This window comes from Metasolibacillus meyeri, assembly GCF_003049505.1.
Lineage (GTDB): Bacteria > Bacillota > Bacilli > Bacillales_A > Planococcaceae > Metasolibacillus > Metasolibacillus meyeri.
In genome coordinates this window covers 1-10,310 of sequence record NZ_PYWN01000205.1, presented here as the reverse complement: position 1 = coordinate 10,310, position 10,310 = coordinate 1, and the positions used below count along the sequence as shown (strand labels likewise).

At 40.0% G+C, this 10,310-nt stretch carries 7 protein-coding genes; all 7 read left to right on the top strand.

The features are described 5' to 3' along the window. Positions 1-285 precede the first annotated feature (285 nt). The 7 genes from C9J34_RS20765 to C9J34_RS20735 all read left to right on the top strand — a co-directional run bounded on the left by C9J34_RS20765 (position 286) and on the right by C9J34_RS20735 (position 10,004). Positions 286-2,655: a SpoIIE family protein phosphatase gene (locus tag C9J34_RS20765; RefSeq protein WP_193769126.1), complete on the top strand. Its 2,370-nt coding sequence runs from the start codon at positions 286-288 to the stop codon at positions 2,653-2,655. Positions 2,656-2,768: 113 nt separating this feature from the next. Next, complete coding sequence (tilS, locus tag C9J34_RS20760; protein ID WP_238600740.1) at positions 2,769-4,151, top strand: tRNA lysidine(34) synthetase TilS; 1,383 nt, start codon at positions 2,769-2,771, stop codon at positions 4,149-4,151. Positions 4,152-4,181: 30 nt separating this feature from the next. Further along, positions 4,182-4,724 (top strand): hypoxanthine phosphoribosyltransferase, encoded by a 543-nt coding sequence (gene hpt, locus C9J34_RS20755; RefSeq protein ID WP_107842070.1) that lies wholly within the window; start codon positions 4,182-4,184, stop codon positions 4,722-4,724. 136 nt (positions 4,725-4,860) lie between these two features. Next, positions 4,861-6,927: an ATP-dependent zinc metalloprotease FtsH gene (gene ftsH, locus C9J34_RS20750; protein ID WP_107842069.1), complete on the top strand. Its 2,067-nt coding sequence runs from the start codon at positions 4,861-4,863 to the stop codon at positions 6,925-6,927. A 466-nt stretch (positions 6,928-7,393) separates the two neighbouring features. After that, on the top strand, positions 7,394-8,164 hold the full coding sequence (locus C9J34_RS20745) for a type III pantothenate kinase (RefSeq protein ID WP_107842068.1): 771 nt from the start codon (positions 7,394-7,396) through the stop codon (positions 8,162-8,164). A 15-nt stretch (positions 8,165-8,179) separates the two neighbouring features. Next, positions 8,180-9,064, top strand: coding sequence for an Hsp33 family molecular chaperone HslO (gene hslO, locus C9J34_RS20740; protein WP_107842067.1), 885 nt, complete (start codon positions 8,180-8,182; stop codon positions 9,062-9,064). Then, the gene (locus tag C9J34_RS20735) at positions 9,048-10,004 is read left to right on the top strand and encodes a peptidyl-prolyl cis-trans isomerase (RefSeq protein ID WP_107842066.1); all 957 of its coding nucleotides are present in this window, start codon (positions 9,048-9,050) and stop codon (positions 10,002-10,004) included. The genes hslO and C9J34_RS20735 overlap by 17 nt, the downstream gene beginning before the upstream one ends. Positions 10,005-10,310: the final 306 nt, after the last annotated feature.

Sequence of the window (10,310 nt, the reverse complement as noted above, 5' to 3'; positions counted from 1 at the left end):
CTTTTAGGTTAACTTCTACTAAGAGCGAGCTCGAAAAAAATCCGGACGCAATTACGCTGAAGGGCACGCTCAAAAAAATACATTTAAACATAATTAATTATACAGAAAGCTCGCCACTTCCTTTTCGTCCGACAAGGCTAGAAATCAGAAATGCGCCAATTCCCTCATTTTTTCAAATATTTGCTAACAATTCGTCGAAACATTTTTTCTAGTTGCTTATATGAACAGACAAATTTTACGCTTGCAGTTTTATATAATGGCAAAAAAGCTAGGGGAGATGACGCTATGACACGAGTGGAAATGCTAGAAACACCTTCTATGTGGCAAGGGATGAAGGAGCATGCGAAAAATAAAAAGATTACTTATAGTTTGCAAGTGACCTTTTTTATTATTGCTTATTTTTTAGCACAGGCGGTATTTTTTGATGCGACATTACCATTTTTATTGCCATTTTGGGCAATTGTGCGATTGCGCTATGATAATATGCGTACCGCTGTTATTGTTGGCGGTTTGTTAGGTTCATTGTCATTTGGGTTAGGACAAGCTGTTATTTTATGCTTACAGCTCATCGTTTTTGAACTATTATGTCGTTTCAAATATTATAAAATGCCAGCTTCAGTTGCAATTGGCTTATCGATTTTAATTATTCAAATGCCATGGCAAAGTGTGTCATATGGAGGTGTACCGCCGTTTTTAGTACTGCTTTATGTCGGCTATGAAGTAATATTAGCTGTATTGATGACATTATTTATACAGCTTTTCTTTGTACGTCCACATCAATTTTGGCAGACTGAATGGTCGTATGAGCGTATCGGCGCAGGTTTCGTAATTGCAGCCGCCATGCTTGGAGGGATGCAATCTGTTGTCATCTACTCTTTATCGTTAACCATTTTTACGCTACACCTTATTATTTGTATTGCCGCAAGGGTCGCAGGTGTCCCGATAGCGACGATGACCGCTACAATATTAGGAGCGCTGTTAGGTGTTGCGAGCTTGTCTTTTACAGGGATGCTCGCGTTGTACGCTGTGACGGGTGTTGTGGCGGGAAGCTGTAAACGGCTTGGACGACTTGGCGTTGCATTAGGTAGCATTGTGCCTAGTGCTTTGTTCTTTTTTTATGATGCGACACTCCCACTAGATATCGTATATTTCTTCTCTATTGTTATGGCAGCAATTCTCTTTCTACTACTCCCACAATCATTATTCACAACATTACATGACTTATTTTACCCAGAGCGAGATGAAGTATTATTAAAAAGACAGACATGGATGACAGAGCATGCGACTGAAAATTTAATGCAATTCCAGCATTTTGTTGATTTTATGAAGGAGCTTGTCTTTGATCGTTTTACGGCGGACTATGTGCAAAAGAAAAAGGTTGAGCCTTTAGCAACATGTATGAGCTGCTTTCGCTATGAGCGTTGCTGGGCTGATGCAGAGATGGCGCAGACAGTGGAAGGTTGGTGTGTTGCAAAGGCAGCCGCAAAGCCAGCAGAAGTTTTACGCACAGAAGAGCAGGTAAGACAAAAATGCGTGAAATCGACGAAATTGCTTGAAGAGTTAGAAACTCAGCTCTATCAGGAGCAAATGAATGGACAGTTTTATCATGGGAAAAAGATGATTGCCTTACAGTTGCGTGATTTGAGTCGCCATTTACAGCGATTGATGCAAGAAATCAAGGAAGAGGCATTGTCCTTTCAATCTATTGAGGAAGAGCTTATGAACGCATTTAAGCAAGCATATATACCTTGCTTTCAAATAGATGTTTTACAAAGTAAACCGGGCGAGCGCATCGTTGTGTGCTCATTGACACCGAAAAAAAGCAGTCAATATGATATGCTACAGCTTTGCGAGCGTCTGATTGTACCAATCTTTTATGATGTTTGGCAGGAGCCGTTGTTTGTCGAGCATTATGAGATAAGGCAGGAGCCGTTCCGTCATATGCAAGTGCGTTTTCGTTCCGCTGTTCGCTATGAGCTGGCACATGATAGCTATAGTCAAGCAAAGGAGCTAGTAAATGGCTCAGGTGATGCGCACGCTATTTTTCCAATCCATGCAGGGCTAACAGCAGTTATGCTTTCGGATGGAATGGGACAAAATAAAGAGGCACAGCGAGAAAGTCGAAAGCTTATTCGCATGATGCGCGAATGCTTATTGTATAATATGAATCCAGAAACAGCGATGCATACGTTACACTATGTTATGTCGTTAAAGCGTGAGATAGACATGTATGCTACAATCGATTTTGCATTAATTGATTTACAGAACGGCACGCTTTGGTCATGGAAGGCTGGGAGCATGTCGACATATATAGTACGTGGGCAAACGGTAATGAAAATTGATGGGACAAGCGCGCCTGTAGGGTTTATGCCACAGTTTTCAGTGGAGACGCAAAAAATGAAGCTACGTGCAGATGATGTCATTTTTATGGTATCAGATGGCTTGTTTTCAAGTGAATTGAATTGGGACGAGCAGGAATCTTATTTCTTAGAATTAATCAAGCAAAGAATTGCCGAAAAAATGCCGATTGATGTGTTATTGTATGATGTAATGGCACATTATAAAGGGCGTTATGAAATTGAAGATGATTGCACATTGATTGGTTTAACACTGCAGCATATTATTCCGCAATGGGCGACAGTAAAGGCTAATTAGCTACCTTCAGCGTCTATTCAAATACACGCTGAACTGACGGATATAACAAATTTTTAGAGTGAACTCTAAAAAATCTAGGCGAGAGCTAGCTGAAGTATAATGGAGGTGAGAGGGTGGATTCGTTCGAAGTAAATGTCATGCATTATATAAAAAAGCAGCAATTAGTAGATGCAGGAGACCGTCTTCTCATCGCTTGCTCTGGCGGGGTCGATTCGATGGGCCTGCTCTATTTTTTTCATACGGTGCGAACACAGCTAAAAATAGAAATAGTTGTAGCGCATGTGGATCATATGCTGCGAGGGGAGGCTTCAGCAACAGATAGAGCATTTGTTGAGGCGTTTTGTGCGGCAAGAAATATACAAATACATAGCACAGCTATTCCAGTAGCTCAGATGCATGCAAAGGAAGGGGGCAATCTACAAACAATTTGTCGCAGAGAGCGCTATCTTTTTTTAGAGAAAATTATGGGAACAGCGAGATGTACGAAGCTTGTGACGGCTCATCATGCGGATGATCAGCTTGAAACGATGTTAATGTCTCTTGCAAAAGGGGCAACAATAAAGGGCTTACAAGGAATGGTAGTGAGCCGCCCGTTTGCTCAAGGTAAGCTGATTCGTCCGTTTTTAGCTGTGACGAAGGAACAGATTGCAAGCTATTTGCAAAGTCGTGGTGGCACATATCGGGAAGATGCAAGCAATGCCAAGGATGATTATACGCGTAATCGTTTCCGCCACCACATCATTCCGTTATTAGTTGAGGAAAATCATCATATTGCCACACATGCTGTTCAACTAGCGAGTCAATTGCAGCAAGATGATGTATATCTAATGGAATTGGCACAAGGTGCATATACGCGAAGCGTGAAAAAAACAGCAGAAATTTATACAATTGATATTCATGCCTTTCAAAGTGAATCACCTGCTTTACAAAGAAGGCTCATTTTAATACTATTAAACTATATTTATAACGATTCAAGTACACTTTTTAGTCAATCACTCTTATCATCTATCTACGCTTTATTTGAAACTACAAATGGCAGTGCAACAATTCATTTACCGAACCATTACATGATGCAACGCGCATACGACACTGTGACAGTTTGTCCACATAAAGTATATGAAGAGCGCGCTGTAGAAGTAGTGACGCTAAATAAATGGCTCAATTATGGGCATATACAGTTATTTGTAGGGACTTATATAGGACAGCATGATGGGGAATGCTACTACTTCCAGGCAAAAGAGGTAAGCTTCCCGTTACATATTCGTACAAGGCAAGAGGGTGACCGCATGCAACTTGCAAACATGACGCAAGCAAAACGGTTATCAAGATTATTTATTGATTGTAAAGTTCCTCTAGCCGAACGAGATAGCTGGCCGTTGTTAGTCGATGCGGAAGATGAAGTATTAGCTGTACTCGGTGTGCGTGTAAATAACAAATTTTCTAAGTGTCGACGTACAGAGGACGATTGTGTTCTCATTGTGCGTAACGCGCATTAAGATTTGCAACAATTTGAGGGGGAATCACATATGATTCAAAATGATATTGAAAAAATTATGATTACGGAGGAACAAATTCAAGAACGTATTCGTGAACTAGGCGAACAGCTAACGGCTGAATACGATCATAAGTTTCCGCTTGCTGTCGGCGTTTTAAAAGGTGCATTACCTTTTATGACGGATTTAATGAAGCGCTTTGACTCATATATTGAAGTGGATTTCATGGATGTATCAAGCTACGGAAACGCCACTGTTTCTTCAGGTGAAGTAAAAATTTTAAAAGATTTAAACACAAGCGTAGAAGGCCGCGATGTTATTATTATCGAGGACATCATTGATAGTGGCTTAACACTTAGCTATCTTGTAGAGCTGTTTAAGTACCGCAAAGCGAAATCCATTAAAATTGTAACGTTGTTAGATAAGCCTTCTGGTCGTAAAGTAGATTTAAAAGCAGATATCGTAGGCTTTGAAGTTCCAGATGGTTTTGTAGTAGGATATGGATTAGATTACGCAGAAAAATATCGTAACTTACCGTACATTGGCATTTTGAAAAGAGAAGTATATTCATTCTAAAATAAGAACGTATGTAACGATTTTGACATAAATCGACTTTCACATATTTTCTCTAAGGCTTTTCATTGTATCAAGAATTGAACGTATGTTAAGATTTTATCTATAGTTTTTCTGTTATGTTGTGAGGAGGCTGGGGATGAATCGAATATTTCGATATACCATATTTTATTTATTAATTTTCCTTGTAATCGTTGGGATTTTTGGCACAGTTAACGGCAGTGGTTCTGCTGTTGAGGAGCTAGATTACAAAAAGTTTTTTGAGGAGCTGGAGTCTGGTAATGTAGCGTCAGTGATGGTGCAGCCAGCGAAAGGCGTATTATCCGTTGTTGGGGAATACAAAAAAACGAATGAAGATGACGCAAGTAAAAAGTTTACATTAAATGTTTTGCAAAATGATGAGCAAGCAAAAGCACGTATTTTTAATCTTGAAGAGGATTATGGTGTAAAGGTTGAGCATGCGCCAGAAACTAGTGGGTGGGTTAACTTCTTTACAGGTATTATCCCATTCATCATCATTATCATTTTATTCTTCTTCTTGTTGAGTCAATCGCAAGGTGGCGGCAATAAAGTGATGAACTTCGGGAAATCGAAGGCGAAGCTGTATGACCAAGAAAAGAAAAAGGTACGCTTTAACGATGTAGCTGGTGCTGATGAAGAAAAGGCAGAGCTTGTCGAAGTAGTAGACTTTTTAAAGGATCACCGCAAATTTACTGAAATTGGTGCACGTATTCCGAAGGGGATTTTACTTGTAGGTCCTCCAGGTACTGGTAAGACTTTACTTGCTCGTGCAGTAGCTGGTGAAGCAGGCGTTCCATTCTTCTCGATTTCAGGTTCTGATTTCGTAGAAATGTTCGTCGGTGTCGGTGCATCGCGTGTGCGTGACTTGTTCGAAAATGCGAAGAAGAATGCACCATGTATCATTTTTATTGATGAGATTGATGCAGTAGGTCGTCAACGTGGCGCTGGCCTTGGTGGTGGTCACGATGAGCGTGAGCAAACATTAAACCAATTGTTAGTTGAAATGGATGGTTTCGGAGCAAATGAAGGTATTATTATCATCGCTGCAACGAACCGACCAGATATTTTGGATAAAGCCCTATTACGTCCAGGTCGTTTTGACCGTCAAATTACAGTAGGACATCCTGATGTAAAAGGACGTGAAGCAATTTTAAAGGTACATGCTCGCAACAAGCCGCTATCAGATTCAGTAGATTTAGCAGCAGTAGCACAGCGTACACCAGGTTTCTCAGGTGCGGATCTTGAAAACCTATTAAACGAAGCGGCACTTGTAGCGGCTCGTAAAAGCAAAAAAACAATTAATATGGCAGATATTGATGAAGCATCTGATCGTGTAATTGCAGGTCCAGCGAAGGCAAGTCGTGTTTACTCAGCAAAAGAGAAAAAACTTGTTGCATTCCATGAAGCTGGACACGTAGTTGTTGGTTTAGAACTTGATGAAGCCGATACAGTGCATAAAGTAACGATTGTTCCTCGTGGGCAAGCGGGCGGTTATGCGATTATGTTACCGAAGGAAGAGCGTTTCTTCACGACACGTCAAGAGTTACTTGACCGCATTGCTGGTTTATTAGGCGGACGTGTGGCAGAAGAAATCGTACTTGGCGAAGTATCAACAGGTGCGCATAACGACTTCCAAAAAGTAACGAGTATTGCACGTGCAATGGTGACAGAGTATGGAATGAGCAACAATCTTGGTGCAGTTCAATATGGATCAAGCCAAGGAGGGAATGTCTTCTTAGGACGCGACTTCAACTCGGACCAAAACTACTCTGATAAAATTGCGTATGAAATCGATAAAGAAATTCAAAACATTGTCGATTCTCAATATGATCGTACAAAACGCATTTTAACTGAAAAGCGTGAGCTATTAAATTTAATTGCGGATACATTAATGCAAAAAGAAACATTAAACGCGCAAGAAATCGAACATTTACGTGACTTCGGTAAATTGCCGGAGCCTGAAGTGGATCTTGTGAAAGAAGAGCCTACTGAGCAAGTAACAGAGGCACAAGTAACACTAGAAAAGGCCGGTTCTGCGACAATCAATGAAGAAGTGGTGAGTGAGAAAACTGCACCAACAACGGCTGATTTACCAGAGGAACACAAGCCTTTCGGTAAAACAACGGAAGAACCACCGTATAAGCCTCTAGGTAAAACTGGACAATCAGAAGAGGATCAAAAGTAATGAAATAAGCTGATGGGAAATTTATTTTCCCATCAGCTTTTGTATTTTAGAAGAGATTCGCAAATGCGCGATATAACGTAAAATATACTACTATTTGATTTCGAGTTTCATATTTATGATTCGCAGCTATAAGGTTGAAAAAATGATGGACAAAATAGCGTAAGTTTTCGCTTTGATATGGTATGATTTTATTATGGTTCAGTGGGCGTTTGAACACCCGCTAAGAAAGAGAAACTCAGTCTAAGAACAGCCACACATGCGTGCAACGACTGAGTGTTGATCAGAAGCCTTTGGCAGATATCGCAGATTTAAAAAAAGATCTATACAATGCAGGTCAGTTAACTATTGTCACAGGACGTGGTGATTTTAGGTCAACTTCCTCCACTTAGCTCAAAAAAATCTGGATAAGAATTAGCTGAGGCGAAATTGAGGTAAACGTAAAAATGAGCTGGTAGGTGTGGTGTAGATGATTTTAGTAATGGATGCGGGCAATACAAATATTATTTTTGGCATATATAGCAAGCATCAGCTTTTGCATAATTGGCGTATCGTCACAGAGCGTAGCAAGACGGAAGATGAATACGCGATGCAGCTGAAAGCATTTTTTTCTCATGAGGGCATTTCATTTGAACAAATAGAAGGAATTATTATATCCTCAGTTGTGCCACCAATTATGTTTGCCTTGCAAAGAATGTGCGAAAAGTATTTCCGAATTAAACCACTGATTGTTGGGCCAGGTGTAAAGACAGGATTGAATATTAAATATGAAAATCCACGTGAAGTTGGGGCAGATCGTATTGTAAACGCAGTAGCTGCTTTGACGGAATATGGCACAGGTCGGCCAATCATTCTTGTGGATTTCGGAACTGCTAACACCTATTGCTATTTAAACGAAAAAGGTGATTATATGGGTGGAGCAATTGCACCTGGTGTGGCGATATCGACAGAGGCTTTATATACAAGGGCTTCTAAGCTACCGCGGATTGAAATTGCACGACCTTCACAAATTGTTGGTAAAAATACGGTTGCAGCAATGCAGGCAGGTATCGTATACGGTTTTATCGGTCAAGTGGAAGGTATTGTAAGTCGTATGAAGCAACAAAGCAAAGAAGAGCCATTCGTTATTGCCACGGGGGGTTTTGCAGAATTAATTGCAAATGAAACGCAATTAATCGATATTGTAGACCCGTTTTTAACGTTAAAAGGGCTTTATATTCTATATCAACGAAATCAATAGGAAAGAGGATTTAAGATGAATGATTATTTAGTAAGAGCAATAGGCTTTAATGGACAAGTACGTGCATTTGCAGTGCGTACGACTGAAACAGTTGGAGAGGCACAACGTCGTCATAATACATGGCCGACAGCTTCCGCCGCTTTAGGTCGCTCGATGACAGCAGCGGTTATGATGGGGGCAATGCTGAAGGGCGATGATAAGCTAACCGTGAAAATCGAAGGGAACGGGCCGATTGGGCCGATGATTATTGATGCGGATGCAAATGGTCATGTGCGTGGCTATGTAACAAATGGACAAGTACATTTTGATTTAAATGAACAAGGCAAATTAGATGTGCGTCGTGCAGTAGGAACAGAGGGAGCACTTACAGTAGTCAAGGATTTAGGTTTACGTGATATGTTTTCAGGACAAACACCGATTGTATCAGGAGAAATTGCAGAAGATTTTACTTATTATTTTGCGACAAGTGAGCAAGTGCCTTCATCCGTAGGACTTGGTGTCTTAGTAAATCCAGATAATACAATTTTGGCGGCTGGTGGCTTTATTTTACAAATCATGCCGGGCTGTGAAGATGAAACAATTGATGCGATTGAAGCACAGCTAGCGTCAATTGAGCCCGTTTCAAAAATGATTGAAAAAGGCTACACGCCTGAGCAAATTTTAGAAGCAGTGCTAGGAGATCAGGGCGGTATTCAAATTTTAAGCTCATCACCTGTAAAATTCCAATGTCAATGTTCAAAAGAGCGTTTTGGTGCAGCTATTATCGGTTTGGGTGTGAAGGAAATTCAAGAGATGATTGATGAAGATGGCAAAGCGGAGGCACAATGCCATTTTTGCCTAGAAGCATATAATTTTAGTCAAGATGAATTGGAAGGCTTTATTAATGAAATCAACGCGTAATATTCGCACAACACCAACATCATCAACAAAAACGCCTCTTTCACAACGACGTTTGAAAACAAAACCGGCATTAACAGTACTAGCAATTTTACTAGCAGGGAATTTATTTTGGTTTATTATGTGGCTTCTGCCATCGAAAGATAAATCCAATAATGATGAAGCAGTTGCCACGATTGATGGAGACGAAATAACTCGCCAGCAATGGCTTGCGAAAATGGAAAGCATGTATGGAAAAGAAACGTTACAAGGCTTAGTCAATGAAGCTGTTATGGAAAAAGCAGCTAAAGAGCATAAAATTAGTGTGTCTGACGAAGAAATTGATTTAGAGCTAGCCTTGATGCGTTCGGCGCAGGATACGACAGACCGAACATTCCAAAGCCTTTCTGATAAGGAATTACGTCAAAAGGTTCGAACACAATTGATTTTAGAAAAAGTATTAGCGAAGGATATCATTATTACGGATGAAGCAGTGCAAAGCTTTTATCAAGATAATCAATCGCTTTACAATATTCCAACATCGTATAGAACGAGCATGATTGTAGCGGATTCAAAAGAAAATATTGATAGCGTGCTACAGGAATTACAAAACGGCTCAGAGTTTTCTGTACTGGCAAGAGAGCGCTCGACTGATACACCGTCAGCTAGCTTAGGTGGGGATATCGGCTTTATAGTGGAGCAGCAGGCAAATATTGATTCTGCAATATTGAAAACCGTCGCAAAGCTAGAAAAGGGTGCGACAAGTGAAGCGGTCGTTTTAAGTGATGGTCGCCATGCTATTTTACATGTGAGCGAAATTAAAGAAGGTCAATCTTTTACATTTGAAGATGTGGCAGAGCATATTAAGCGTGTTTTAGCAGTAGAGCAATTATCAGCTAGCATTACGCCAGAAATTTTCTGGGCAGACTATAAAGTAAATTGGTTTTATGGGGAAGCGAAATAAAGTGGTACCCATTGGACAAACTAAAAAAGAGATTATGCAAGAAAGAGATGGCTTCTGTATTGTACAGGAGTCATCCTTTTTAGATTCTATTGTTTATATTTAATACTTTTAGAAATATATTAGATTTAAGGGGAGTATAAAAATAAAGTGAGGGTGGAGAGATTTTATGAGAAAAAGATATTTTTTAAATATACCCCTTGTGATTGTAGTTTTAGTACTTGTTACTTCAAAGATAATTACTTATGGTGTAGCTAAAGATTATCAGAAAGAAATCAATTCTTTAGAACCTGTCTCTTATACACATCT